21 protein-coding genes are annotated in these 26,515 nt (G+C 65.6%); 12 read left to right on the top strand and 9 right to left on the bottom strand.

Annotated elements, in window-relative coordinates; translation table 11 throughout:
* Positions 1-8: 8 nt before the first annotated feature.
* From CKW46_RS23265 to CKW46_RS23245, 5 genes are all read right to left on the bottom strand, one after another.
* Positions 9-1,169, bottom strand: coding sequence for an Mrp/NBP35 family ATP-binding protein (locus CKW46_RS23265; RefSeq protein ID WP_117435273.1), 1,161 nt, complete (start codon positions 1,167-1,169; stop codon positions 9-11).
* Positions 1,170-1,220: 51 nt separating this feature from the next.
* On the bottom strand, positions 1,221-2,627 hold the full coding sequence (locus CKW46_RS23260) for a lytic transglycosylase domain-containing protein (RefSeq protein WP_482052459.1): 1,407 nt from the start codon (positions 2,625-2,627) through the stop codon (positions 1,221-1,223).
* Positions 2,628-2,745: 118 nt separating this feature from the next.
* Positions 2,746-3,276, bottom strand: coding sequence for a DUF1003 domain-containing protein (locus CKW46_RS23255; protein ID WP_015356783.1), 531 nt, complete (start codon positions 3,274-3,276; stop codon positions 2,746-2,748).
* Positions 3,273-4,580: a magnesium transporter MgtE N-terminal domain-containing protein gene (locus CKW46_RS23250; RefSeq protein ID WP_482052458.1), complete on the bottom strand. Its 1,308-nt coding sequence runs from the start codon at positions 4,578-4,580 to the stop codon at positions 3,273-3,275. The genes CKW46_RS23255 and CKW46_RS23250 overlap by 4 nt, the downstream gene beginning before the upstream one ends.
* A 99-nt stretch (positions 4,581-4,679) precedes the next feature.
* Positions 4,680-5,348, bottom strand: a complete 669-nt coding sequence (locus tag CKW46_RS23245) for a DUF4190 domain-containing protein (protein WP_012395781.1) — start codon at positions 5,346-5,348, stop codon at positions 4,680-4,682.
* A 241-nt stretch (positions 5,349-5,589) separates the two neighbouring features.
* Between CKW46_RS23245 and CKW46_RS23240 the strand changes: the two genes are divergently transcribed.
* The 8 genes from CKW46_RS23240 to CKW46_RS23205 all read left to right on the top strand — a co-directional run bounded on the left by CKW46_RS23240 (position 5,590) and on the right by CKW46_RS23205 (position 14,205).
* Positions 5,590-6,117, top strand: coding sequence for a YflT domain-containing protein (locus CKW46_RS23240; protein ID WP_012395780.1), 528 nt, complete (start codon positions 5,590-5,592; stop codon positions 6,115-6,117).
* Between the two features lie 10 nt (positions 6,118-6,127).
* On the top strand, positions 6,128-7,564 hold the full coding sequence (locus CKW46_RS23235; protein WP_020726234.1) for an ABC transporter substrate-binding protein: 1,437 nt from the start codon (positions 6,128-6,130) through the stop codon (positions 7,562-7,564).
* Positions 7,561-8,469, top strand: coding sequence for a carbohydrate ABC transporter permease (locus CKW46_RS23230; RefSeq protein WP_015356780.1), 909 nt, complete (start codon positions 7,561-7,563; stop codon positions 8,467-8,469). Before CKW46_RS23235 ends, CKW46_RS23230 begins: the two co-directional genes overlap by 4 nt.
* Positions 8,459-9,310: a carbohydrate ABC transporter permease gene (locus tag CKW46_RS23225; protein WP_015356779.1), complete on the top strand. Its 852-nt coding sequence runs from the start codon at positions 8,459-8,461 to the stop codon at positions 9,308-9,310. The genes CKW46_RS23230 and CKW46_RS23225 overlap by 11 nt, the downstream gene beginning before the upstream one ends.
* Before the next feature lie 4 nt (positions 9,311-9,314).
* Positions 9,315-10,502, top strand: a complete 1,188-nt coding sequence (locus CKW46_RS23220; RefSeq protein WP_015356778.1) for an ABC transporter ATP-binding protein — start codon at positions 9,315-9,317, stop codon at positions 10,500-10,502.
* Positions 10,499-11,092, top strand: a complete 594-nt coding sequence (locus CKW46_RS23215; RefSeq protein ID WP_015356777.1) for a suppressor of fused domain protein — start codon at positions 10,499-10,501, stop codon at positions 11,090-11,092. Before CKW46_RS23220 ends, CKW46_RS23215 begins: the two co-directional genes overlap by 4 nt.
* A 280-nt stretch (positions 11,093-11,372) precedes the next feature.
* Positions 11,373-12,818 carry an amino acid permease gene (locus CKW46_RS23210; RefSeq protein ID WP_117435788.1) on the top strand — a complete coding sequence of 482 codons (1,446 nt, stop codon included), beginning with the start codon at positions 11,373-11,375 and terminating at the stop codon, positions 12,816-12,818.
* Between the two features lie 241 nt (positions 12,819-13,059).
* Complete coding sequence (locus CKW46_RS23205) at positions 13,060-14,205, top strand: LLM class flavin-dependent oxidoreductase (protein ID WP_240274619.1); 1,146 nt, start codon at positions 13,060-13,062, stop codon at positions 14,203-14,205.
* 4 nt (positions 14,206-14,209) lie between these two features.
* On the opposite strand, the gene corA is transcribed toward CKW46_RS23205, so the two are convergent.
* Positions 14,210-15,310, bottom strand: a complete 1,101-nt coding sequence (gene corA / locus CKW46_RS23200) for a magnesium/cobalt transporter CorA (RefSeq protein ID WP_012395772.1) — start codon at positions 15,308-15,310, stop codon at positions 14,210-14,212.
* A gap of 183 nt (positions 15,311-15,493) precedes the next feature.
* Between corA and CKW46_RS23195 the strand changes: the two genes are divergently transcribed.
* The 3 genes from CKW46_RS23195 to CKW46_RS23185 all read left to right on the top strand — a co-directional run bounded on the left by CKW46_RS23195 (position 15,494) and on the right by CKW46_RS23185 (position 18,719).
* The gene (locus CKW46_RS23195) at positions 15,494-16,483 is read left to right on the top strand and encodes a malate dehydrogenase (protein WP_117435786.1); all 990 of its coding nucleotides are present in this window, start codon (positions 15,494-15,496) and stop codon (positions 16,481-16,483) included.
* A gap of 200 nt (positions 16,484-16,683) precedes the next feature.
* Entirely contained in the window at positions 16,684-17,856 is a 1,173-nt protein-coding gene (locus CKW46_RS23190) for an NAD(P)-dependent malic enzyme (RefSeq protein ID WP_117435793.1), read from the top strand.
* An 11-nt stretch (positions 17,857-17,867) separates the two neighbouring features.
* Positions 17,868-18,719 (top strand): glycine betaine ABC transporter substrate-binding protein, encoded by an 852-nt coding sequence (locus CKW46_RS23185; protein ID WP_015356774.1) that lies wholly within the window; start codon positions 17,868-17,870, stop codon positions 18,717-18,719.
* Between the two features lie 36 nt (positions 18,720-18,755).
* Here the strand turns inward: CKW46_RS23185 and CKW46_RS23180 are convergent, their stop codons facing one another.
* The 3 genes from CKW46_RS23180 to CKW46_RS23170 all read right to left on the bottom strand — a co-directional run bounded on the left by CKW46_RS23180 (position 18,756) and on the right by CKW46_RS23170 (position 24,422).
* The gene (locus CKW46_RS23180; protein WP_482052457.1) at positions 18,756-19,589 is read right to left on the bottom strand and encodes an SDR family NAD(P)-dependent oxidoreductase; all 834 of its coding nucleotides are present in this window, start codon (positions 19,587-19,589) and stop codon (positions 18,756-18,758) included.
* Positions 19,590-19,745: 156 nt separating this feature from the next.
* Positions 19,746-23,483 carry a multifunctional oxoglutarate decarboxylase/oxoglutarate dehydrogenase thiamine pyrophosphate-binding subunit/dihydrolipoyllysine-residue succinyltransferase subunit gene (locus tag CKW46_RS23175; protein ID WP_482052456.1) on the bottom strand — a complete coding sequence of 1,246 codons (3,738 nt, stop codon included), beginning with the start codon at positions 23,481-23,483 and terminating at the stop codon, positions 19,746-19,748.
* A 180-nt stretch (positions 23,484-23,663) separates the two neighbouring features.
* Entirely contained in the window at positions 23,664-24,422 is a 759-nt protein-coding gene (locus CKW46_RS23170; RefSeq protein ID WP_015356771.1) for a hypothetical protein, read from the bottom strand.
* A 212-nt stretch (positions 24,423-24,634) separates the two neighbouring features.
* Here CKW46_RS23170 and CKW46_RS23165 point away from each other — a divergent pair, with 212 nt between their 5' ends.
* Entirely contained in the window at positions 24,635-26,515 is a 1,881-nt protein-coding gene (locus tag CKW46_RS23165) for an MFS transporter (RefSeq protein ID WP_482052455.1), read from the top strand.

Here is a 26,515-nt window from a genome sequence, read left to right as displayed (position 1 = left end):
GCGAGCGCTCAGCGCCGCTTCGGGTCCAATCGCAGCGACATGCCGGTCAGCCCACGGCGTCGCGAGGCCAGGCTGTCGGCGATGCTGAGCAGCTCCTTGCCCACCGCGGAGTCGGGTGCGCGCAGCACCATCGGCATTCCCGAATCCCCGGCGTCCACCAGTGCCGGGTCCAGCGGGATCTGTCCGAGCAGCGGCACGTCGGCGCCGACCGCGCGGGTCAGCCTTTCTGCCACTTGCCGGCCACCGCCCTCACCGAATACGTGCATCGTGGTGCCATCGGGCAGCGTCAGTCCAGACATGTTCTCCACCACGCCGACAATCCGCTGGCGGGTTTGTAGCGCGATGCTGCCGGCGCGTTCGGCCACCTCGGCAGCGGCCAGCTGCGGCGTCGTGATGACCAGGATCTCAGCATTGGGGATCAGCTGAGCCACCGAAATGGCGATATCGCCCGTACCGGGCGGCAGATCGAGCAGCAGCACATCCAGGTCGCCCCAGTACACGTCGGCCAGGAACTGCTGCAGGGCCCGGTGCAGCATCGGTCCCCGCCACACCACCGGTGTGTTTTCCTGGGTGAACTGGGCGATCGAGATCACCCGCACCTCATGGGCGATGGGCGGCAGGATCATCGACTCGACCTGGGTGGGCCGGTCGGTGGTGCCCATCATCCGCGGAATGGAGTGGCCGTGGATATCGGCATCGAGGACGCCCACCGACAGGCCGCGGGCGGCCATTGCGGCCGCCAGGTTGACGGTGACGGTGGACTTCCCCACGCCGCCCTTGCCCGAGGCGACCGCATATACCCGCGTCAATGAGCTGGGTTGGGCGAACGGGATGACCGGTTCGCGCGCGTCCCCGCGTAGCAGCTTGCGCAACTCGGTGCGCTGCTCGTCGCTCATCACATCCAGACTGACCCGCACGTCCCCGGTACCGGGCACGTCGGCCACCGCTTGGGTGACGCGCTCGCTGATTTCGGTCTTTTTCGGACACGCACCGGTGGTGAGGTAGATCTCGACGTGCACCGCGCCGTCGGGGGCGACCTCGACGCTCTTGACCATTCCGAGTTCGGTGACGGGGCGGCGCAGCTCGGGATCAACCACCTTGGCCAGTGCGGCCCGGATAGCTTGGGTTGTCGAGGACTGATCGGCGGCGTTATCTGGGGTTCCGGACATCACTGCCGAGTCTATGCGGCTGCGGCTACGGCCCTGCGGCCAGCCAAGTGGTCAGTGGACCGGGGTGAGTACCGGTTCGCCGGGAGCCGGCCCGCTGGGTGTGGGGGTGGGAGCAGGCCCAGCCGGCGCCGGTGCGCCGGGTGCCGGTGCCGGGCCAGCGGGTGCAGGTGCCGGGCCGGCCGGTGCCGGACCACCGGGTACCGGCGGGCCAGCCGGTGCGGGTGCGGGAGCCGCCGGCGGACCGCCGACCGGGGGAGCGCCCAGTGGAGCCAGTGGATCTGGCGGTGGCGGCGCGGCGGGGGCAGGCGGTGGCGGCATGAGTCCGAACGGCATCGGAGCGGGTGGCGGGACCGCCTCGGGCGGGTTGGTGACGCAGATCAGGGTGCACCCGGGCTGTGGCGCCAACGGCTGCGGCGTGGGCTGCATCCACGGGAACATCGGCGGGGGAGGCGCCGGCATCTGCGGCGGGGCAAAGTCGATCAACGGCATGTGGGAGAGCGGGTCGGCGGGCCCCAAGCCGTTGGCGTTCAACGGCAAATTCGGGCCGAGGCCTTCCGGATGCTCCAGGTGAGCGTCGCCAATCGGTGGGGGCGGCCCGGTAATCGGCGGCAGGTCGACGGGCAGCACGCCGGTGGCGTACGCCGCGGCCCAGCCCAGCACGTTTTGCGCGTAGGGCATCGAGTTGTTGTATCGCAAGATTGCGGCCATGACCTGACCTGGATCCCGTAGGTTCAGCCCGCCGCTGCACAGGTACCGGGCGGCGGCCAGCGTGGAGTCGAAGATGTTTTGTGGGTCGGGCACCCCGTCGCTGTCGCCGTCGGAGGCATAGCGCGCCCAGGTGCCGGGCAGGAACTGCATTGGGCCCATTGCCCGGGCGTAGGTGACCCGGTTGCCGACCTTGCTTTGGATGATCACTTCGTTGCCGGGCAGGGTGCCATCCAGGGCGGGCCCATAGATCGGGTTCACCGCGGTGCCGCGTTCGTCAACGGCCCCGCCGTTGGCGTGCATCGATTCGATGCGGCCGATGCCGGCCAGCAGGTTCCAGCTGATGCCACAGGCCGGAGCGGCGGTGGCCATTTTCTGCTCGGCATTTCGATAGGCGGTCAGCGCCATGATGGGAATGCCCAGGGCTCCGGGGGCATTCACGACTCTCGCCGGCGGTGGGGCCGCGGTGGTGCCCGCAGCGATGTGGAAGTTGGTCGGAGGGCGCTCGACGGTGACGATGCTCGGGCCGGACAGGTCGATGGCGGGCGACGGTGCCACCGCCGCCACCGGCGTGATGGCAGCCCGAACGGCCGGTGTCTTCCCGTATGACGCGGGAGCCGTGGCGCCGACCGCGCCCGCGAATACCAATGGGGTGATCATGGCGATGCCGAATACCGGCGTTTTGGCACGGAGTGCTCGTTGCCGCACCGATGCGACGGCCGGGTGAGCAACCCAGCGGCCCCCTATGCGCACCTCGACCGTCCTCGATGTTTATGTATAGCGTCGGGAAACTTACATATCGATAACTTCGTGAACTAGATCACCATACATAACTCCTGTGACGCGAGTGGCGCAATGAGATACTCGGATCTCAGTAGGTTTTCTTGGCCCGCCGCTCAGTCCCGTCGGTTTCCGTATCGGGTTGGTCCGACTGCAGTTCCGCGACCAGGTCCCGCAGACTCTCCAGCTCGTGGCGCAGGTAATCCCGAGTCGGTACCGCGCCGATGGCCAGGCGCAAGGCGGCCAGCTCGCGGGCCAGATACTCGGTGTCGGCCTTGGTCTGCGCGGCGCGGCGGCGATCACCGTCGAGCAGGACACGGTCGCGGTTCTCCTGCCGGTTCTGGGCCAGCAGAATCAGCGGTGCCGCATAGGAGGCCTGAGTGGAGAAAGCCAGATTCAGCAGGATGAAAGGGTACGGATCCCAGCGCAGCTTGACCGCGAACAGGTTCAGCGATATCCAGATCACCACGATCAGCGTCTGCACCAGCAGGTAGCGCCCGGTTCCGAAGAAGCGTGCGATGGACTCGGTCGTTCGCCCGACCGCCTCGGGATCCAGTCGCGGTGCAAAGGCGCGTGATGTCCGAGGGGTGTACAGCCGTCGTGCCGCTGGGGTCTTGCTCACAAGGCTCCTCCGGATCTGGCAGGTCTGCCGGCGGGGTCGAGCTGCTGGACGTCCACCCGCCAGTCATGGGGCAGCAAGTGGTCGAGCAGGTCGTCGACCGTGACGGCTCCCAACAGGTGGTTCTGGTCGTCGACCACAGGCCCGCACACCAGGTTGTAGGCGGCGAAGTAGCGGGTCACGGCGGCCAAGGGGGTCTCTGGTGTCAGGGTCAGTAGGTCGGTATCCACGATTCCGCCGACCAGCTCGGCCGGTGGTTCGCGAGGTAGTCGCTGCAGATGCACGTAGCCCACGTAGTGGCCGGTGGGCGTCGCCGTGGGCGGGCGCGCCACGAAAACCATGGATGACAACGCTGGGGTCAGGTCCGGATCACGCACCCGGGCCAGCGCCTCGGCAACCGAGGTGTCTGGGGTCAGCACCACCGGATTCGAGGTCATCAGCCCACCCGCGGTGTCGGGAGAGTGCTGCAGCAGGCGGCGCACCGAATCGGAGTCGTCGGGGTCCATCCGAGTCAGCAAGACCTCGGCATCGGTTGGATTCAGCACACCGAGCAGGTCCGCGGCGTCGTCGGGATCCATCTCCTCGAGCACATCTGCGGCGCGCTCGGTACCCAGCTGGGAGAGCACCTCGGCCTGATCCAGCTCGGGCAGCTCCTGCAAGATGTCGGCCAACCGCTCGTCGTCGAGAGCCTTGAACACCTCGTAGCGGCGCTTCGACGGAAGCCCGCGGATGGCGTCGGCGACGTCGACCGCCCGCCGCCCCTCGAACTGGTCGAGCAGCTGAGCCACGTCCTGATCGGGCATCGCTAGGGCCGATGGAGTCAGCCCGCGCACGTTCTGCCAGTCGACGACGTGTAGCGGCCCGCGGCGTCCCAGCCGTCGCGGGCTGCGGACGGCGACTCTGGTGACCATCCAGTCGCGTGTTCGGGTTTGCTCGATCCCCAGGTCAGTGATCACGATGTCGGCGTTGGCCAGCTCCGGCAGGTCGGGGTCGTTCACCCGCACCGGCGTGACAAGCACCTGGCCAATCGCCAGCACTTCGCCCGGCCGCTGCTCGAAGTGGCGCAGCGACACGCTCGCGGTGCTCAGTGTCACCGCGTTCGGCTCAATTGCGGCAACCCGCAGCATCGGTATGAAGATGCTGCGACGGGTGGCCAAATCGACGACCAGCCCCAGCACTCGCGGTTGCTGGCGCACGATGCTGATGCTGATGACGACGTCGCGGACCCGCCCGAAGGTTTCCCCGAATGGCCTCAGCACCATCATTCGTGAAAGCCGTGCCACGTACACCCTGTTGACCGATCCCATGGTGGAAAGCGTAGGCAGCCCCCCTCGGCGGGGTACCGAGCCGGGTTGCCGATTGCCGCGAACGTGTCGCTAGTTGACCGCTGTCGCGCCGATGAACCGCTAGTGAGAGGGAATGCTGAAGATTCCGACTACCAGGTAGATCAACAGCGTCGCGACCGCGATCACGATGCCGGCCACCGCCAGGCCGTAGCCATCTTCGCGGGTTTGCTTGATCTGGTTGATTGCGATGGTGCCGACCACGATCGCCACGACCGAGCCGATGCAGCAGAACACACCGACCAACGAGGACACCAGCGCGACGATCGCCATGGTGTTCATGCCGGGCAGCGCCGGTCCATAACCCGCCATCGGATCCGGTGGCGGGTAGTACCCGCCGGGGTAGGACGGCGGCGGGTAGTTGGGTGGCGGCGCGCCGTAAGGTGCCGCCATGGGCGCGGGGGGCGGCGGGGGCGGAGGGTACGGGGTGCCCCCGTACTCGCCCGCGGCTGCGCCGTAAGGCGGGTACCCGGGCGGTGGGTAGCCGGGCGGGGGTGGGTACCCGGTCGCGTAGTCGGGTGGGTATCCGCCCGGTCCGACCGGCTCCGGCGGGTAGGCGGGCGGCGGATAGGACGGCGCTGGGTAGTCGTCGGCTGGTGATGCCGCTTCCGGGGCAGCCCAGGGGGCGTCGGGCGGTGGGGAAAAGGGTTGTTCGGAAGGCTGCTCACCGGGTGGGGGTGAGGCAGCGCCGTCGTGGGCACCCTCGTCGAAGGAGCCGCCGGGTGCTGTCATGGTGACAACCTAACCTATATGTACGCCGTGGGTTGTGTCCGTCAAGCGACCTCCCGCGCGGCCGGCCCGGGGCCCTATCCAGGCATGATGCGCCAGGTCCAGGCGGTTTACCGGTTACTCGGGGTCACGCGATGCGTGCACGGACATCCCGAAGGTGAAACGATGGCCAAGGCATACAAAAATGAGGACTAATACGGACCGATAAGGACCGACAAGAACCAATGAGGACCAATGAGGACCGATGACTAGCCCCTTCCAGCCCGGACAGGTTCCCGGCTCAACGTCGCCCGCCGGCGCTGCGGGCCGGCGCGGTGTGCCTGGATTGCCCACCCCGCCAAAGGGCTGGCCGGTGGGGTCCTATCCCACCTATGCCGAGGCGCAACGCGCGGTCGACTATCTGTCTGAACAGGACTTCCCGGTCCACCAAGTGACGATCGTCGGCGTCGATCTCATGCAGGTGGAGCGGGTCACCGGTCGGCTGACTTGGCCCAAGGTGCTCGGCGGTGGGGTGCTCAGCGGAGCGTGGCTGGGTCTGTTCATCGGCCTGGTACTCGGTTTCTTCAGTCCCAACCCATGGGGTGCTCTGGTCACCGGCTTGGTTGCCGGGGTGTTCTTCGGCTTGATTACCTCAGCGGTTCCGTACGCAATGGCGCGCGGGACCAGAGACTTCAGCTCCACCATGCAATTGGTGGCCGGCCGCTATGACGTGCTCTGCGATCCGCAGAATGCTGAGAAGGCGCGAGATCTGCTGGCCCGCCTGGCAATCTGACACCCGCCGGATGCGCGCAGGTCAACCGCGCAGCCATCGCGGGCGGGTGTGGCCGCCGGGCACGGCCGTGTTGGCGGCGCTGACCATCGCATCGGCGCTGTTGGCGCTGCCTGCCTGCCGGTCCGGCAACAGTGGCCTGGTAATCGGCTTCTACACGCCGTCCGCCGATGCGACCACGTTCGCCGCGGTCGCGCAGCGCTGTAGCGAACGAGCCGCCGGCAGGTACACCATCGCGTACGTCGGCTTGCCCAGATCTCCCGATGAGCAGCGGCTGCAACTCGCTCGGCGGCTGGCCGGAAACGACCGCACCCTCGACGTGATGGGCTTGGACGTGATGTGGACCGCGGAGTTCGCCGAAGCGGGGTGGGCGCTGCCGCTGTCGGAGGATCCGGCGGGACTCGCCGAGACGGACGCGACGATCGATACCTTGCCGGGTCCATTGAAGACCGCCACCTGGAAGCATCGGCTATACGCCGCTCCGGTCACCACCAATACCCAATTACTCTGGTATAGACCAGATTTGGTTGCTCAACCGCCGGAGACCTGGAACGCGGTGGTGGCGGAAGCGGGTCGGCTGCGTGCGGCCGGTCAGCCAACCTGGATCGCGGTGCAGGCCAACCAGGGCGAGGGTTTGATGGTCTGGTTCAACACCGTGCTGAGCAGCGTTGGTGGCCAAGTGCTTTCCGACGACGGCACCCGGGTCACCCTGACCGATACCCCCGCGCATCGCGCCGCAACCGTTGCGGCCCTGCGGGTCCTCAAATCGGTGGCGACGGCGCCCGGAGCCGACCCGTCGATCACGCGCGCCGAGGCGGGAACGGCCCGGTTGGCTTTCGAACAGGGTAAGGCGGCCCTCGAGCTCAACTGGCCCTATGTGTTCGCCTCGATGCTCGAGAACGCGGTGAAGGGGGGCGTGCCATTCCTGCCGCTTGACCGGCTTCCCGAACTGGCCGGCAGCATCAACGACGTCGGGACGTTTGTGCCTACCGACGAGCAGTTCCGCATCGCATATCTGGCCAGCCAGAAGGTGTTTGGCTTTGCGCCCTATCCCGCGGTATTACCGGGACAGCCGGCCAGGGTGACCATCGGCGGGCTGAACCTGGCGGTGGCCAGCACGAGTCGCCACAAAGCGGAAGCGTTCGAAGCCGTCAGGTGCTTGCGTGACCCGCAGAGCCAGAAACGTCTCGCCATCGAAGGCGGTCTGCCGGCGGTGCGGACGTCTTTGTACGCCGATCCACAGTTTCAGGCGAAGTATCCGATGTACCGGATCATTCGTCAGCAGCTCACCGAGGCCGCAGTGCGGCCCGCGACGCCGGTCTATCAGGCCGTGTCGCTGCGGTTGTCGGCGGAACTGAGTCCGGTCACCGAGATCGACCCGGAACGGACGGCCGACAAGCTCGCCGCGCAGGTCCAGCAGGCCATTGACGGCAAGGGCCTGCTTCCGTGACCGCCTTCCTGCGCTCCAGGGGACGCCGTGCGGAACGGCGCCTGGCGTTCGCCCTGGTGGCGCCCGCGACGATATTGATGCTGCTGGTGATCGGCTATCCCATCGGCTACGCGATGTGGCTGAGTCTGCAGCGCAACAACTTGGCCACCCCGAACGAAACCCGGTTCATCGGCTTGGGCAATTACCAGACCATCTTGGTCGACCGCTATTGGTGGACGGCTCTTGCGGTGACCGCCGCCATCACGGTGGTCTCGGTAGCGTGCGAATTCGTGCTGGGCCTGGCTCTGGCACTGGTGATGCACCGCAGCCTGGTGGCCAAAGGATTGGTGCGTACGGCGGTGCTGGTTCCCTACGGAATCGTCACGGTGGTCGCGTCATACAGCTGGTACTACGCGTGGACGCCGGGCACCGGCTATCTGGCGAACTTGCTGCCGCAGGGGATTGCGCCACTGACCCAGCAGATTCCGTCGCTGGGCATCGTCGTGATCGCCGAGGTATGGAAGACCACGCCGTTCATGTCGCTGCTGCTTCTGGCCGGGTTGGCCATGGTTCCCGAAGACCTTTTGCAGGCGGCGCAGGTCGACGGTGCGGGAGCCTGGCGACGACTGACCAAGATCATTCTGCCGCTCATCAAACCGGCTGTGCTGGTGGCGCTGTTGTTCCGCACCCTGGACGCTTTCCGGATTTTCGACAACATCTACGTGCTAACCGGGGGCGACAACGACACCGCGTCGGTATCGATTCTGGGCTACGACAACCTGTTCAAGGGATTCAATGTGGGCCTCGGCTCGGCGATCAGCGTGTTGATCTTCGGTTGTGTCACTCTCATTGCGGTTGTCTTCATCACGCTGTTCGGCGCCCATCAATTCCATTCTGCGCCAGGTGGTGTCACCGATGCGCGCTGAGACTGGGACCGTGTCGACGGGTAGCGGGCGGCGAACGTTCTGGGTGGCCATCGACACCATGGTCGTGGTTTACGCCCTGCTCCCGGTGCTGTGGATCTTGAGCCTGTCGCTCAAGCCGACATCAACGGTCAAGGACGGCAGACTGATTCCGTCGTCGGTCACCCTCGACAACTATCGCGGCGTCTTCGGCGGAGACCTGTTCAGCTCGGCGCTGATCAACTCGATCGGGATCGGATTGACCACCACCGTGATAGCGGTGCTGCTCGGTGCCATGGCGGCCTATGCCGTCGCGCGGCTCGATTTTCCGGGCAAACGACTGCTCGTCGGGGTCACACTGCTGATCACCATGTTTCCGGCGATCTCGCTGGTGACCCCGTTGTTCAACATCGAACGCCGGATCGGGCTGTTTGACACCTGGCCCGGACTGATCCTGCCCTACATCACTTTCGCACTGCCGCTGGCCATTTACACGCTGTCGGCGTTCTTCCGGGAGATTCCATGGGACCTGGAGAAGGCCGCGCAAATGGACGGGGCGACACCGTATCAGGCGTTTCGTAAGGTGATTGTGCCGCTGGCCGCGCCCGGGCTGGTGACGGCCGCGATTCTGGTGTTCATCTTCGCCTGGAACGATCTGCTGCTGGCGCTGTCGCTGACCGCGACCAAAGCATCGATCACCGCACCGGTTGCGATCGCCAATTTCGCCGGTAGCTCTCAATTCGAGGAACCGACCGGATCGATCGCGGCGGGCGCGATGGTGATCACGGTGCCGATTATCGTCTTCGTACTGATCTTCCAACGACGGATTGTCGCCGGGTTGACCTCTGGCGCTGTGAAGGGGTAGCGCAATGGCCGAGATAGTGCTCGAGCACGTCAACAAGAGCTACCCCGACGGCCACACGGCGGTAAGAGACCTCAACATCACCATCTCCGATGGCGAATTCCTGATCCTGGTAGGACCTTCCGGCTGCGGTAAGACCACGACGCTGAACATGATTGCCGGCCTTGAGGATATCTCTTCGGGGGAACTGCGGATCGGCGGCGAGCGGGTCAACGAGAAGGCGCCCAAGGACCGCGACATCGCCATGGTTTTTCAGTCTTATGCGCTGTATCCGCATATGACGGTGCGACAAAACATCGCCTTTCCCCTCACGCTGGCCAAGATGAAGAAGGCGGCGATTGCGCAGAAAGTGGAAGAGACGGCGAAGATCCTCGATCTGACCAGCTTTCTCGATCGCAAACCGTCGCAGCTGTCCGGCGGCCAGCGCCAGCGCGTCGCCATGGGCAGGGCAATCGTGCGCCATCCCAAGGCGTTCCTGATGGACGAACCGCTGTCGAACCTGGATGCCAAGTTGCGGGTCCAGATGCGTGGGGAGATCGCCCGGCTGCAGAAGCGGCTGGGCACCACCACGGTCTATGTCACCCATGATCAGACCGAGGCCATGACATTGGGCGATCGGGTTGTGGTCATGCACGCCGGCGCGGCACAACAGATCGGCACTCCCCAAGAGCTGTACGAACGGCCGGCCAATCTGTTCGTAGCCGGGTTCATCGGCTCACCGGCCATGAATTTCTTCCCAGCGGTTCTGACGCCGACGGGGCTGACCCTGCCATTTGGCGAGGTGACCTTGGATCCGCAAGTCCAGCAAGTGATTGCCCAGCATCCTCGACCCGCGAACATCATCGTCGGAATCCGGCCCGAGCAGATCCAAGACGCCGCATTGATCGATGCCTACCAACGTATTCGGGCGCTGACTTTCGAGGTCAACACGGACTTGGTGGAGTCACTGGGCTCGGACAAGTACGTGTACTTTTCGACCGCGGGTTGTGATGTGCACTCGGCTCAGCTCGACGAGCTGGCAGGCCTGGAGGGAGACTCGGAAGTGATCGAAAATCGTTTCGTGGCACGGGTTTCTGCCGAATCCAGAGCGACCTTGGGGAGGCCGATCGAGTTGGCATTCGACACCACCAGGCTCACCGTTTTCGATGCCGACACGGGTGCCAACCTGACCAACCCGATCGCTGCGGTCCAGTGACCCAGATTCTGGACCAGGTGCGCACTCACCTGCACGGCTACTTCGAGTCCGAGCCCGACACGGCGAGTGTGACGTTTCTGGGCGCTGATCCGATCGAGGTACTTCGGTTCCGCTCCGCGGCGAGCGGATTGGTCCACTATGTGTCGCTAGGGTGTTCGCGTCAGTCGATGAACGATCCGACCCAGCTGGTCGCCGATCCCCACCGTGGACCACGCGCCGAAGTTGTGCTGAGCCTGCGCAATCCGGAGCCGGCCAGCGGTCTGGCGCGCAGCATCGCGATACTGGCTGCGACCCCCGCGGTCGACGGCGTGGTGCTGGTCGCGGACGCGTTGATCGATCTCGGCACCCCGTTGTGGGCACGCCCATCGGAGCGGGTCGCTTTCACCGCGGTCTTGCTGGGCCGCAGCGACATCCCGGATCTGCCGCAGCAGCAACCGCGCGACCCGGTGCAGTTTCTCTGCGCGACGCCCATCACCGCGACCGAGGCGGCCTGGGTGCGGCTCAAGGGCGCTGAGGCCATGCGCCAGGCGTGGCGCAACGATGGGGTGGATGTGCTGGACCCGCACCGCAAGGCCGCCCAACCCGGCTGACCCTGCCGGGCGCGGACCCGGAATTCGGCGCTGATCAGCAGTTAGATCCGCCACAGGAGGCTGCCGCGGGTCGGCGATGCCCGACGCGGGTCAACGGGCCCTGACCCGCGCTGAACTGCCAAAACGCCAGCACCCGGGCGCCTGGCCGGCAGGTCCGGCGGTCGCGGAGTTTCGCGCGACATGAGCCGATGGGTTGTCTAGCCCGGCCAATCTTGACAGCTTTCCTCAAAACCTGGCCGCGTGGATTCGTTCCGTGCGCAGGGGATCCGATGGAGGCAACATGGCAGGTGCGGATACCGAGCACGAGATCGCGTTGGGCAAGGGCCTGCGCCAGCGTCATCTGAGCTTGATAGCACTGGGTGGGGTCATCGGAGCGGGCTTGTTCGTCGGAAGCGGGGTGGTGATTGCCGGCACCGGACCCGCGGCGGTCATCTCCTTCCTCATCGCCGGTCTGATCACGATGTTGATCATGCGGATGCTGGCCGAGATGGCGGCGTCTCAGCCTGTGGTCGGGTCCTTCTACGTCTATGCGCGCCAAGCGTTAGGCCCGCGCGGGGGCTTCGTGACCGGCTGGATGTATTGGTACTTCTTCGTTGTCGTGGTCGCGGTGGAAACCGTCGCGGGCGGCCGCATCCTGCAACTGTGGGTGCCGCAGATTCCGCTATGGGTGCTCAGCCTTGGCTTGCTGTTGGCGTTGACCGCAACGAATCTGGTGTCGGCCAGGTCTTTTGGCGAATTCGAATATTGGTTCTCGTCCATCAAGGTGATCGCGGTAGTTGTCTTTCTGGGTCTGGGGTTGTTGTGGACCATGGGATTATGGCCCTCTGCCACACCCGGATTGGGCAAGCTGGTCGACTTCGGTGGTTTCGCGCCACTGGGTTGGGGCGCGATGCTGGCCGCCGTGGTGCCGTGCGTCGCGTTCTATACCGGTGCCGAGATCGTCACGGTGGCCGCCGCGGAGTCCGCCGAGCCGGAGCGCGCGGTTTCGCGAGCGATGAAATCGATCGTCGCGCGCATCATCGCCTTCTATGTCGGGTCCATATTGGTCGTAGTCGCCGTGGTGCCGTGGAACACCAAAAGCGTTGGGGTGAGCCCGTATGCGTCCGCGCTCGCGGTCATCGGCATTCCCGGGGTTACCACGGTCATGAACGCGATCGTTCTGACTGCGGTCCTGTCCTGCCTGAATTCGGCGTTGTACACCACTTCGCGGATGGCGTTTGCCCTGACCATCCACGGTGACGGACCACGGTTTTTCACCAAGCTTTCCCGCAGCGGCGTGCCGCGGCGAGCGATCATCTTGGGTACCACCGTCGGCTATGCGTCGGTCGTTGCGACCTACGTCTGGGGCGATGTGGTATTCGAGTTCTTGGTCAACTCCTACGGTGCGGTAGCGCTTTTCGTCTACCTGATCATCGCGATCTCGCAGGTGATCCTGCGCCGCCGCGCCGAACGTGAAGACCCCGGGGGGTTGCGGCTGAAGATGTGGCTTTTCCCGTGGTTGAGTTACGCCACCATCGCCCTGATGGCCAGCGTGATCCTGGCGATGGCGGCGTTGTCGGCCACCCGGTCACAGTTCCTGATGAGCGGGGTAACCCTGGTGCTCATTCTGGCCACCTACGAGGTCCGTCGCCGGCGCCGGGTTGCGGTCGCCAGGAACGCGACCGTCGCGGCGCGGGCGTTCCAACCGGGCGTGCCGATGCCTGCCTGTGCGCAAAGATGCGGGTAACCGGCGTGCCAGACGAAGTGATCCACCCTGATGTCGGCGCGGGCGCGGCGCCGGCGTTACCGGCCGCAGGGCTTGGCATCTCAGACAACCCGATGCGCCGGGTCGAGCAAACCGTGCCGAATATCCCGTGCCGGCGGCATCGCTGACGCCCATTCGGATTGCATCCGTACAGATTTGAAATCGTGACGACGCCGGCTGGCTAAGCCAGCATGGGTCGATCGAAGTTAGGAGAACTAGGTACATGGCACTGTCATTTCATTGGTTCCTGCCCACCTACGGCGATTCACGCGGGCTTGTCGCCGGCGGGCATGGTCTGCCGATGTCGGGCAATCGGCCTGCGACCCTGCGGTATTTGAATCAGATTGCGGGCGCGGCGGAGAGCAACGGTTTCGAGGCGGTCCTGACGCCGGCCGGATTGTGGTGCGAGGACGCCTGGTTGACCACGGCGATGCTGGTTGGGACCACCGAAACGTTGAAATTCCTGGTAGCACTGCGGCCCGGACTGGTCAGCCCGACCTTGGCCGCGCAGATGGCCACGACCTTTCAGCAGCAGTCGGGGGGACGGCTGCTGCTCAATGTCGTCACCGGCGGGGAGGCACACGAGCAGCGCGCTTACGGCGACTTCCTGGACAAGCAACAGCGCTACCGCCGCACCGGGGAGTTCCTGCACGTGGTTCGCCAACTCTGGGCTTCCGGTCAACCGGTCACCTTCGAAGGCGAGCACATCCACGTGCACCAGGCTCAGTTGGGGCGCCTGCCCGACCCGCCGCCGCCCGTGTTCTTCGGCGGCTCGTCGGAAAGCGCCGGGGCAGTGGCGGCCCGCTACGCCGACACCTATCTCACCTGGGGTGAGCCCCTCAGCGCGGTAGGCAAGAAGATCGATTGGATCCGGGGTCTGGCCGCCGACCATGGTCGGGCGCTGTCGTACGGACTGCGCATCCATGTGATCACCCGAGATACCGCCGAAGAGGCGTGGCGAGTGGCAGACCGGCTGCTGGCCGGAATCGATCCCGCCGACATCGAACGGATGCAGGCCAATCTGGCGCGCAGTGAGTCCGAGGGACAGCGACGGATGGCCGAGCTACATGGGGGCGTCCTCGATCAACTCGAGATCGCGCCCAACCTCTGGGCCGGTGTGGGATTGGTGCGTGGGGGAGCCGGGACGGCCCTGGTCGGCTCGCACCAAGAGGTCGCCGAACGCATCATCGAGTACGCCCGGCTCGGAATCAGCCACTTCATCTTGTCCGGATATCCGCATCTGGAAGAGGCCTACTGGTTCGGTGAGGGCGTGCTGCCGATCCTCGAACGCAAACGACTATGGCATCGGCCGCACGGGTCATCGCCGCATTCGGCTGCGCTGCCGGTGGCTCACTCGTCGGTCAACTGAGCGTTCACAGCCAGTTTCGGTGCCGGAAGCTGCGGTAGAGGATCAGACAGATGATGGCCATGGTGCCGATCACTGCGGGGTAGCCCCACCATGCATCCAGCTCTGGCATGAAATGGAAGTTCATCCCGTAGATGCCGGCGATCATGGTGGGCACCGCGATAATGCCCGCGTAGGCCGAGATCTTGCGCATGTCCATGTTCTGCTGCATGCCGACCCGTGCCAGTGCGGCCTGCACCAGCGAGTTGAGCATCTCGTCGTAGCTGGAAACTTGCTCGGCGGCCTCGGTCTGGTGGTCGGCGACGTCGCGCAGATAGCGCCGGACCTCTTTGGAGATCAGATCTTTGTTGTCGGTCTGCATGCGCCCGAAGGCGACCGACAGCGGGTGCACGCACCGGCGCAGTTCCACCACTTCGCGTTTTAGTAGGTAGATCGGTTCTACGTCGAGTTTGCGGCCCGGCTGGAAGGCCACTACCTCGATGCTGTCGATGTCGGTTTCCATCAAAGACGTGACCGACAAGTAGTGGTCGACGACGTAGTCGGCGATGGCGTGCATCACCACGAAGGGCCCCAGCTTCAGATGTTCGGGGTCAGCGTCCATTCGTTTGCGCACTTCCGACAGGCCGCCGTGTTCACCGTGGCGCACGGTGATCACAAAATCCTTCCCGACGAAGATCATGATTTCGCCGGTCTCGACGATCTCGCGGGCCAGCACCACCGATTCGTGCGGAACGTAGTTCACGGTCTTCAAGACCAGGAACAGCGTCTCGTCATAGCGTTCCAGCTTGGGCCGCTGGTGGGCGTGCACGGCGTCCTCGACCGCCAGCGGGTGCAAACCGAAAACATCGGCCACGTCTTGCATCTGTTTCTCGTCGGGCTCGTGCAGCCCAATCCAGACGAATGCTTCCTGGCCCGCCAGTTCGATCTCGCGCACCTCGTTCAAGGCATCGGCGTACTCATACTTGCCGGGTATTCGCCGACCTTCGACGTAGACGCCACAGTCGACCAATGTCTGGGCCCGCGGCGCGGGCTCGGCATCAGTCTGTTGTGGTCGAGGTCGTGCGACGGTCCTAAGCGATTCGGGCAGCGCGTCAAATCCCTGGAACATGTCACCTCCGATCGCAGTGCAGGTTTGACCGGGCGGTGCTCCATGCTACGCCGTTTCGGCACGTCAACGTGGGACCGGAGGTATCGGCATGGGTCTGGATACTCCGGGTCGGTGCGGGTGCGCTAGTTTCGACCCGAAACCCAAACCCCAATATGCAGACTTCTCCATAAGGAGTACCCCGACGTGAGCGCAAGTCCCCTCAAGGTTGCCGTCACCGGTGCCGCCGGCCAGATCGGCTACAGCCTGTTGTTCCGCCTGGCCAGCGGCTCGCTGCTGGGCCCGGATCGTCCGATCGAGCTCCGCCTGCTCGAGATCGAGCCGGCGCTCAAGGCGCTCGAGGGCGTCGTGATGGAACTTGACGACTGTGCGTTCCCGCTGCTGTCCGGCGTGGAGATCGGCTCGGACGCGAACAAGATTTTCGACGGTGCGAATCTGGCCCTGCTCGTCGGCGCGCGTCCGCGCGGTCCGGGCATGGAGCGCAGCGACCTGCTCGAGGCCAACGGCGCGATCTTCACCGCTCAGGGTAAGGCGCTCAACGAGGTCGCCGCGGACGACATCCGCGTGGGAGTGACCGGTAACCCGGCCAACACCAACGCCCTGATCGCGATGACCAACGCCCCCGACATCCCCCGGGAGCGGTTCTCGGCGCTGACCCGCCTGGACCACAACCGCGCGATCTCGCAGCTGGCCGCCAAGACCGGTGTCGCGGTCACCGACATCAAGCAGATGACCATCTGGGGCAACCACTCGGCCACCCAGTACCCCGACCTTTTCCACGCCGAAGTCAAGGGCAAGAACGCGGCCGAGGTGGTCAATGACCAGGCGTGGATCGAGGAGTACTTCATCCCGACCGTCGCCAAGCGTGGTGCGGCGATCATCGACGCGCGCGGCGCATCCTCGGCCGCTTCGGCCGCGTCGGCGACCGTCGACGCAGCCCGTTCCTGGTTGCTCGGCACCCCCGCCGACGACTGGGTTTCGATGGCTGTCCTCTCCGACGGTTCCTACGGTGTGCCCGAGGGCCTGATCTCCTCGTTCCCGGTCACCACCAAGGACGGCAACTGGAGCATCGTCAAGGGCCTGGAGATCGACGAATTCTCCCGCGGTCGCATCGACAAGACGACCGCTGAACTGGCCGACGAGCGCAAGGCGGTCACCGAGCTCGGCCTGATCTAGTTCTTCGCGCAGCACCGGCCATGACGGGGTAGGCATCACCCGACGTGGCCGGTGTTGCCGTTTCGGCCCCGCGCGCCGGCTCTCCCGACTATCGATCTCTGATCAGGCATAACGTGGCCAGTGGATAGTTTCGCCTATGCGGCCAGTACCCTAGGGCGGTGCCAGATACCGCGACTTCAGCGCTGAAACCAGCGAAAGCCCTGAGTAGCCCATCCTCACTGAGCCCGCAGGTTGTCATCGACAACGACGAGATCTTCCGGGCCCACGTAGACGGCAAGCTTTCGGTAGCGCTCAAGGCGCCGCTGGACACCCAGCGCGCATTGTCGATCGCCTACACCCCGGGGGTGGCGCAGGTCAGTCGGGCGATTGCCGCCGAAACGGCTCTGGCCGCCCGCTACACCTGGGCCAACCGGCTGATTGCCGTCGTGAGCGACGGCAGCGCGGTCCTGGGTCTCGGCGACATCGGGCCGGCCGCAGCGCTGCCAGTAATGGAAGGTAAGGCCGCGCTGTTCCAGGCCTATGGTGGCTTGAACGCGATCCCGATCGTGCTGGACACCAAGGATCCCGACGAGATCGTTGAAACCCTGGTGCGGTTGCGGCCCACTTTCGGCGCGGTCAACCTCGAGGACATCTCCGCACCGCGCTGCTTCGAGATCGAACGCCGGGTCATCGAGGCGCTGGATTGCCCCGTCATGCACGATGACCAGCACGGCACTGCGATCGTCGTGCTGGCCGCGCTGATGGGTGCCAGCAAGCTGCTTGGCCGAGACATGACCTCGCTGCGGGCGGTGGTTTCCGGCGCCGGAGCCGCCGGCGTCGCGTGTACCAACCTGCTGCTTGCCATGGGGGTCTTCGACATCACCGTGCTCGACTCGCGCGGCATTCTGCACACCTCGCGCGGCGACATGAACAGCGTGAAACTCGACCTGGCCCGGCGCAGCAACCCCCGTGGCCTCACCGGCGGTATGGCCGAAGCGCTCGACGGGGCCGATGTGTTCCTCGGGGTGTCGGGCGGCCTGATTCCCGAAGAACTGATTGCCACGATGGCTCCCGGCGGCATCGTCTTCGCGCTGTCTAACCCGGACCCGGAGATACATCCCGATATTGCCGCCACGTATGCGACGGTGGTGGCTACCGGCCGCAGCGACTACCCCAACCAGATCAACAACGTCCTGGCGTTCCCCGGGGTGTTTCGTGGCGCGCTCGATGCCGGTGCGCGCCGGATCACCCAACGGATGATGGTTGCCGCCGCCGAGGCGATCTTCTCGGTTGTCAGTGACGATCTCGCGGTCGACAAGATCGTTCCGAGTCCGTTGGATCCCCGGGTCGGGGAAGCCGTCGCCGCCGCAGTGGCGATCGCTTCCGACGTCTGAGGCACCCGGGTGTGAAAATCGGCAGGCTGGCCGCGCTGCTGCTGACGGCGGCGCTTGTGGTCGCCGGTTGTGGGAGTGGCGACCGTCGCGGCGCCGCGGAGCTGGTGGTCGGAGCCACGGCCGACTCCGAGTCGACGCTGCTGGCCGACATCTACGTCGCGGCCCTGCGGTCATACGGATTCCCGGCGCGGGCCGCAACCGCCGCCGACCCGATGGCGAAATTGGACTCCGGTGACTTTACCGTGGTCCCCGCCTTCACCGGTGAGGTCTTGCGGGCGCTACAGCCAAGCGCCACGGCGCTTTCTGACAAAGAGGTCTACCGTGCCATGGTCTCGGCGCTGCCGGAAGGCATTGCCGCTGGTGACTACGCCACCGCCGCCGAAGACAAACCCGCACTGATGATCACCCAAGCCACCGCCGACGGGTGGGGGAGCAGCGAACTGTCCGTGCTGGCGCGCCACTGCGACGGGCTGGTGGTCGGGAAGCTGGGCGGCGGCGCCACCCCGGCGATGGTGGGCCCGTGCCGGCTGCCCGCGGCGGGTGAATTTCCCGACGGTGCCGCGATGTTCGCCCGGCTGCGCGACGGACGGCTGACCGCCGCATGGACCAGCACCGCCAACCCCGCTGTTCCCGCCGGCCTGGTCATGCTGACCGACGGCAAGCCCGCGCTGATCAGGGCCGAGAACGTGGTGCCGCTGTATCGGCGCAACGCGCTCAACGAACGTCAGCTGCTGGCGGTCAACGAGGTGGGCGGTGTGCTGGACACCGCGGCGCTGGTGGACATGCGCCGCCAGGTTGCCGGGGGTGCGGACCCGCAGGCGGTGGCCGCCGGTTGGCTGGGCGAGCATCCGCTGGGGCGTTGAGCGGTTTCACCGTCCTAAGCGCGGGGCCCGCAGACCTCAGCGGTGCGAGGCCGGCACCAGCCGGCCCAGCACCGGCATGAACAGCCGCTGATATCCAGAACCGGTCAGACGCACCACGATGTCCAGGGCTTTGGCGTCCGGGCCGACCAGCACGCGGGCCTTGTTCTTGCGGACCGCCCCCAGGATTATCTTGGCGGCTCGTTCCGGACTGGTGCGGGCCACCCGCTTGTCGAACATCTTGGCCAGTTCGTCGGAATCCAGTCCCTCGGCGGCGGTGGCGTTGCGGGCGATCGCTGTCTTGATGCCGCCCGGGTGCACGGTGGTGACCCCGACCGGATGGCCGGCCAGGATCATCTCCTGGCGCAGCGCCTCGGTGAAGCCGCGCACCGCGAACTTGGCCGCGTTGTAGGCGGCCTGTCCAGAAACTGAGAACAACCCGAACACGCTCGAAACGTTGATGACGTGGCCGTCTCCTGAGGCGATCAGATAGGGCAGGAACGCCTTGGTGCCGTTGAGCACGCCGCCGAAGTCGACGTCCATCACCCGATCGATGTCCTTGAACGCGCAGACCTCGACATCGCCGGTGTGGCCGATGCCGGCGTTGTTGTAGATCTGGTTGACCTTGCCGAAGTGCTCGTTGACCGCGTCCGCGTAGGCCAAGAATGCCTCACGCTCGGTCACGTCGAGTCGATCGGTCTTGACCTCAGCGCCGAGCGTCGTCACCAGCTTCTCGGTCTGCGCCAATCCTTCGGTGTCGACGTCGCTGATCGCTAGCTTGGCACCGGACCGGGCCAACTCGATCGCGAGCGCCCGCCCGATACCCGATCCCGCCCCGGTAACGACGGCGACTTTCCCGGCGAAGCCCTCCATGAACACCCTTCCTCGCGTCAGCCCACTTGTGATCGAGGTTAACCGGTACCGGCGGTCCTCGTTAGTAGGGGTGAGAACGGGAGCCGGCCCTCAGCCGGACTCCTGACGCCGGGAGCACGTCCAGCCCATGGTGGGCAGGTCGCGGGCGGCATGTCCTCAGCCGAACGCGGTGTCCAGGATCTCCTGCTGTTCGACGGCGTGCACCTTCGACGAACCTGATGACGGTGCCGACATGGCCCGGCGGGAAATGCGCTTGACGCCGCTCAGCTTTTCGGGCAGCAGCTCGGGCAGCTCCAGGCCGAACCGTGGCCACGCCCCCTGGTTGGCCGGCTCCTCCTGCACCCATAAGAACTCCTTGGCGTTGGGGTAGCGGTCCAGCGTTTCGCGCAGCCGGCGCCTGGGCAGTGGAGCGAGTTGCTCGACCCGCACGATCGCCACGTCCTCACGCTTGTCCTTGGCCTTGCGGGCCACCATCTCGTAGTAGATCTTGCCGCTGGTCAGCAGGATTCGGTTCACCAAGTTGCGGTCGCCGACGCCGTCCTCGTAGGTGGGTTCCTCGAGCACCGAGCGGAACTTGATCTCGGTGAAGTCCTTGATGTCACTGACCGCGGCCTTGTTGCGCAGCATCGACTTGGGCGTGAAGACGATCAGCGGGCGCTGAATCCCGTCGAGAGCATGCCTGCGCAGCAGGTGGAAGTAGTTCGACGGAGTCGACGGCATCGCGATGGTCATCGAGCCCTCCGCCCATAACTGCAGGAAGCGTTCGATGCGCCCGGAGGTGTGGTCGGGGCCTTGCCCCTCGTGCCCGTGCGGTAGCAGCAGCACCACGTTCGACAGCTGGCCCCACTTGGCCTCGCCGGAGCTGATGAACTCGTCGATGATCGATTGCGCGCCGTTGACGAAGTCGCCGAACTGCGCTTCCCACAGCACGACGGCGTCGGGGTTGCCCACCGTGTAGCCGTACTCGAAGCCCACCGCCGCGTACTCCGACAGCGGTGAGTCATAAACCAGGAACTTGCCGCCGGTCGGGCTGCCGTCCTTGTTCGTGGTCAGCAGCTGCAGGGGGGTGAATTCCTCGCGGGTGTGGCGGTCGATGATCACCGAATGACGCTGCGAGAAGGTGCCGCGCCGGGTGTCCTGCCCGGAGAACCGCACCAGCTTGCCTTCGGCGACCAGCGAACCAAGCGCCAGCAATTCGGCGAAGGCCCAGTCGATCTTGCCTTCGTAGGCCATTTCCCGGCGCTTTTCCAGCACCGGCTGGACCCGTGGATGGGTAGTGAACCCGTCCGGCACGGCCAGGAACGCGTCGCCGATGCGGGCCAGCAGCGATTTGTCCACCGCGGTGGCCAGCCCCGCCGGAATCATCTGGTCGGATTCGACGGATTCGCTGGGTTGGGCACCGTGCTTCTCGAGCTCGCGGACCTCGTTGAACACCTGCTCCAGCTGGCCCTGGTAGTCGCGCAGCGCGTCCTCGGCTTCCTTGATCGAGATGTCGCCACGGCCGATCAGGGCTTCGGTGTAGCTCTTGCGGACCCCTCGTTTGGTGTCGACGACGTCGTACATCCGCGGGTTGGTCATCGACGGGTCATCGCCCTCGTTGTGTCCGCGCCGGCGGTAGCACAGCATGTCGATGATGACGTCTTTGTTGAACCGCTGCCGGAAGTCCACCGCCAGCCGGGCCACCCACACGCATGCCTCGGGGTCATCGCCGTTGACGTGGAAGATCGGTGCCCCGATTGTCTTGGCGACGTCGGTGCAATATTCGGTGGACCGCGAGTACTCGGGCGCGGTGGTGAAGCCGATCTGGTTGTTGACGATGATGTGGATGGTGCCGCCAACACGGTAACCAGGCAGATTCGCCAGGTTCAGTGTCTCGGCGACCACGCCCTGTCCGGCGAAGGCGGCGTCGCCGTGCAGCATCATCGGCACCACCGAGAAAGCGCGTTGATTCTCGGTGTCGGTCTCGCCATGTTCGAGCAGGTCCTGCTTGGCCCGGACCAGACCCTCGAGCACCGGGTCCACGGCTTCCAGGTGTGACGGGTTGGCGGTCAACGACACCTGAATGTCGTTGTCTCCGAACATCTGTAGATAGACGCCAGTGGCACCGAGGTGATACTTCACATCGCCGGAGCCGTGCGCCTGCGACGGGTTCAGATTGCCCTCGAACTCGCTGAAAATCTGCGAGTACGGCTTGCCGACGATGTTGGCCAGCACGTTGAGCCGGCCGCGGTGCGGCATGCCGATGACCACTTCGTCCAGGCCGTACTCGGCGCACTGGTCGATCGCGGCGTCCATCATCGGGATGACACTCTCGGCGCCCTCGAGTGAGAAACGCTTCTGGCCCACGTACTTGGTCTGCAGGAACGTTTCGAAAGCCTCGGCGGCGTTCAGCTTGCTCAGCACGTATTTCTGTTGGGCCACAGTCGGTTTGACATGCTTGGCCTCGACGCGTTGCTGCAGCCACTGCTGCTGTTCGGGTTCGAGGATGTGTGTGTACTCGACGCCGACATGACGGCAGTAGGCGTCGCGCAGGATCGACAACACGTCGCGCAGCTTCATGTTCTGCGGTCCGGCAAAGCAGCCGCCGACCTTGAACGATCGGTCCAGATCCCACAGCGTCAGCCCGTGGGTGCACACGTCCAGGTCGGGGTGACTGCGGAAGCGGGTCTTGTCCAGGCGAAGCGGATCGATGTCGGCCATCAGGTGACCGCGGTTGCGGTAGGCGGCAATCAGCTCGATGATCCGGGCGTTCTTGTCGACGATCGAGTCCGGGTTGTCGGGGCGCCAGCGCACCGGCAAGTAGGGAATGCTCAACTCGCGGAAGATCTCGTCCCAGAACTCGTCGGCGAGCAGCATCTGGTGGATGGTGCGCAAGAAGTCGCCGGATTCCGCACCCTGGATGATGCGGTGGTCATACGTCGAGGTCAAAGTGATCAGCTTGCCGATACCGAGTTCGGCGATGCGCTCCTCGCTGGCCCCTTGGAACTCGGCCGGGTATTCCATGGCGCCGACACCGATGATGGCGCCCTGACCGGCCATCAGCCGCGGCACCGAATGCACGGTGCCGATGGTTCCGGGGTTGGTCAGCGAAATCGTCACGCCGGAAAAGTCTTCGGCGGTCAGTTTGCCGTCGCGGGCCCGGCGCACGATATCCTCGTAGGCGGTGACGAACTGCGCGAACCGCATGGTCTCGCACCGCTTGATCCCGGCCACCACCAACGCGCGTTTGCCGTCTTTGCCCTGCAGGTCGATAGCCAGGCCCAGATTGGTGTGCGCCGGCGTGACCGCGTTTGGCTTGCCGTCGACATCGAGGTAATGCCGGTTCATGTTGGGGAACTTTTTGACCGCCTGCACCAGGGCGTAGCCCAGCAGGTGCGTGAACGAGATCTTGCCGCCGCGATTGCGCTTGAGCTGGTTGTTGATGACGATCCGGTTGTCAATCAACAGTTTGGCCGGCACCGCGCGGACGCTGGTTGCGGTCGGCACGTCCAGCGATGCGGACATGTTCTTCACCACCGCCGCGGCGGCGCCGCGCAGCACCTGCATCTCGTCGCCCTCGGCGGGTGGCGGTGCGGGAGCCTTTGCTGGAGCCGCGGCTGGCTTGGCGCTGGGTGCCGCGGCGGGCGAGCCGTTACCCGCCGCGGGCGGGCCGGCGGCGGGTTTGGCGGGCGCCGGTGCGGGCGCGGGCTTCGCCGGAGCGGCGGCGGGCTTCGCCGGGGCTACGGCGGGCTTTTCCACGGCGGGTTCCGTCGCTTCCTGAGTCGACTCGGGGTTGTAGTCAACCAGGAACTCGTGCCAGCTTGGATCGACCGACGAAGGGTCGTCGCGGAACTTGCGGTACATCTCCTCGACCAGCCATTCGTTTTGTCCGAATGGTGAACTTATGTTGGCCACGGCCGCTGTTCGCCTCAATTCCTTGTTCTAAACGTCCTGCAAGCGCCAACGCGCGACGCCTGCGACTTCTTCCAGCCCCGGATTGGCGGGGCGCTTCACATCCCCGGCGGTTCGGAACGTCTCGCCCCATAAAGGCTAACGCTTTGCTGACGATTCGCCAGAGAGACCAGTCAAGCAGCGCTAGCTGGCATCACGAACGTTGGGCAGTACATGCAGGGTCACCGGCCAGCGTGCCGGCGGGGCGCCGAACGCCGAGCGGGCATTGCGGACCAGCTTCCTGCCGACCAAGCGATTGCCGATCGCGCCGATGATCGCCCCGATGCCGGCGGGCAGCAGTTTGCCGAACAACAGCACGCCACGCTTGAGCGCGAAACGCTTGACGAAGTACTTGAACATTCGCGTGTTCAACTTCGATATGGCCGGCAGCGGCAGCGAGGCCATCGATTCCGATACCCAGACCCCGCTCGTGCGGCCGGACCCGATCACCTCGGCCACCGCATTCTTGCTGTTGTCGCCGACCAGCACCGCCAAGACCAGCGCGCGCCGCCGTTCCCGGTGATCGAGCGGATTATCGTAGACCGACGCCAGCGCGAGTACCAACAGCGCGGTGGCCTCGAGGAATACCGCCGTCTCTCCGGCGGCCGCAGACAACGCGGCCAGGGTCCCGATCCCGGGCAACGTCGCTGCCGCGCCCACGGCGGCTCCACTGGCGGTGACCACAGCCAGGAACCGCTTCTCGATCTTGCTGACAATCTCGGCCGGGCTGGCCGCCGGATGGGCGCGACGCAGTCGGGCCACATATGCCTCCGCCGCCGGGCTCTGTATGTGCGAACTCCGCTCGATGACCTGCGCCAATGCCCGCGTTGACGCTTTGGGCCGGCCCATGATCCCGGTCGGCTGCGCGGCCGGCTCGGACTGTCTTGTTCGTCGGGCGCTCATGTTGCCTCTCTAGAGAACGACTTCCCTTCAGGCTAGCGCCCGGCGCGCGAATTGCAGACCGACTGAAGTAACGGACCGGGCAAGAGTCGCCCGCGGCAATGATTTGGCGGCCCCTGGGCGACCGAACGGCCCCTTGGCACACCCGGAATAATGCACGCTGGACTCCTGGGCGACCTCAGACCAACCGTCAGGAGCCGAAACGAGGTGCGTACATGACCGCGGTGACCAGTCGAGTGCTCGACAAGGGCTACTCGGGGAACCCGTGGAACGCGCTGTCGGCGATGATGATCGGCTTCTTCATGATCATGTTGGACTCGGCCATCGTCTCGATCGCCAACCCGACCATCATGGCTGAGCTGCATATCGGCTATGCCGACGTCGTCTGGGTGACCAGCGCCTACCTGCTGGGTTATGCGGTGGTGTTGCTGGTGGCGGGCCGGCTCGGCGACCGGTTCGGTCCCAAGAACCTCTACCTGATCGGCTTGTCGGTGTTCACCGCCGCATCGATGTGGTGTGGCCTGGCCGGCACCGCCGCCATGCTGATCGCCGCTCGGACGGTGCAAGGCATCGGTGCCGGGCTGCTGACGCCGCAGACCTTGTCGACCATCACCCGCATCTTCCCGGCAACCCGCCGCGGCGCCGCCCTGAGCCTGTGGGGAGCCGCGGCCGGCGTCGCCAGCCTGGTCGGACCGCTGATTGGTGGGGTCCTGGTCAGCGGTCTGGGCTGGGAGTGGATTTTCTTCGTCAACATCCCCATCGGCCTGGCCGGCCTGGTGGTGGCCTATTTGCTGGTCCCGGATCTGCCCGTGCACGCGCAGCGCTTCGATCTGATCGGAGTCGGGTTGTCCGGGGCGGGCATGTTCTTGCTGGTTTTCGGGCTTCAGGAAGGTCAGGCCGCGGACTGGGCGCCGTGGATCTGGGCGGTGCTGGTCGCCGGTGTGGGGTTCATGGCGATGTTCGTCTACTGGCAGGCGCTCAACCATCGGGCGCCGTTGATCTCGCTGGCGATCTTTCGGGACTGGGAGTTCAGCCTGTGCAACATCGGGGTAGGGATCACCGCATTCGCGACGACGGCGCCGATGTTGCCGCTGACGTTTTATGCGCAGTCGGTGTGTGGGCTGTCGCCGGCTCGGGCGGCGGTGCTGATAGCTCCGGTGGCGCTCGCCAGCGGTGTGCTCGCACCGGTGGTCGGAATGCTGGTGGATCGGTCGCATCCGCTGCCCGTGCTGGGATTCGGTTTCTCCGCGCTGGCGATCTCGATGACCTGGCTTTCGATCGAAATGGTGCCCGAAACGCCAGTCTGGCGGCTGGTGCTGCCGTTTGCCGCGATGGGTGCCGGGATGGCGTTCGTCTGGTCTCCGTTGGCCGCCACCGCGACTCGCAATCTGCCGGCGCATCTGGCCGGTGCGGGCTCGGGTGTCTACAACGCCACCCGCAAGCTCGGGGCGGTACTGGGCAGCGCCAGCATGGCTGCGTTCATGACGTGGCGGATCACCGCCGAGATGCCGCCGGGGTTCGACGCAGACCGCGGATTCAGCGGCGGCGACGGTGGGCTGCAACTGCCTGAGGTGGTGTGCACGCCGTTCTCGGCGGCGATGTCGCAATCGATGCTGCTGCCCGCATTCATCGCCGTGTTCGGCATCATTGCCGCCCTGTTCCTGGTCCGCTCGCGCACGGTGCTGGTGCGCGCGCACGATCGGGCCAGCCACGCCGATGACGACCATGTCGACCGCGGCGACTATGGCTATGGCGACTATGGCGAGCAAGACGACTTTGGCGAGCAAGACGACTATGACGACTATGTCGAGTTCGTCCTGCGGCCGGAGCCTGCCGTCGGGACACACCGGCACACCGAAATCCGACGTCCCCTCAGCGGGGCGAGCGGGAATGGGCCAGCGGTGGCCGGCCGCGGGCAACAACCACACTCGGCCAGGTTCGAAAAGTGGCGCGACGATGCCGCCGATGGTCACGCTGCCCCGATCGAACACAATGGCGCCCGGGTCGATGCCAGGCGCCGATTTCGTCCGGTCGCCGACTTCTTGCCGGCCCCCGACCAGGACGACGCCGCCGGGTCCGGGCACTCGTTGCCCTGA

Origin of the sequence: Mycobacterium liflandii (genome assembly GCF_022354805.1) — a bacterium.
GTDB classification, from domain to species: domain Bacteria; phylum Actinomycetota; class Actinomycetes; order Mycobacteriales; family Mycobacteriaceae; genus Mycobacterium; species Mycobacterium marinum.
The sequence above is the reverse complement of the archived record's forward strand: the minus strand, read 5'-3'. Positions and strand labels throughout refer to the sequence as shown.